We start from the raw sequence: 542 nt of genomic DNA, 5'->3' as shown, positions 1-542 counted from the left end.
CGACGGCGTGGTCCGCGAGCTCCACTTCCCCGAAGGCACCACCGTCGACGTGGGCACCTCCATCATCGCGGTCGCCGACGGCGACGCGGCGGCCGGCCACGCAGCGGCCGGCGAGCCGGCGGAGAGGCAGCCGGAAGGCCGCCAGCCGGTCCTGGTCGGGTACGGGGTCTCCACCTCCGCGACCCGCCGCCGCCCCCGCAAGGGCGCGGACGCACCTCCCGGGCCGGACGGCCACGACCCGGCCGGCGGCGCACGCCCGCTGGCGAAGCCCCCGGTGCGCAAGCTGGCGAAGGACCTCGGCGTCGACCTGGCCACGGTCGCCCCGACCGGCCCGGACGGCGTCATCACGCGCGAGGACGTGCACGCGGCGGCGGTGCCGCCCGACACGGCACCTGAGACGACACCCGGCACGGCACCCGACACGACGCGCGACACGACACCCGACACCACACGCCACACGGCGTTCGACACGGCGCGTGAGACGCGTGTCCCGGTCAAGGGCGTGCGCAGGGCGACGGCGGCGGCGATGGTCGGTTCGGCGT

General features: G+C 77.3%; 1 protein-coding gene. It reads left to right on the top strand.

All coding sequences use genetic code 11. The features are described from left to right. A partial coding sequence (locus ACP4IX_RS36565; protein ID WP_426558997.1) for an E3 binding domain-containing protein occupies positions 1–542 on the top strand: 542 nt, incomplete at both ends.

Origin of the sequence: Streptomyces sp. WG5 (assembly GCF_049974565.1) — a bacterium.
Taxonomy (GTDB): Bacteria; Actinomycetota; Actinomycetes; order Streptomycetales; family Streptomycetaceae; genus Streptomyces.
This window is presented reverse-complemented; position numbering and strand designations above follow the sequence as displayed.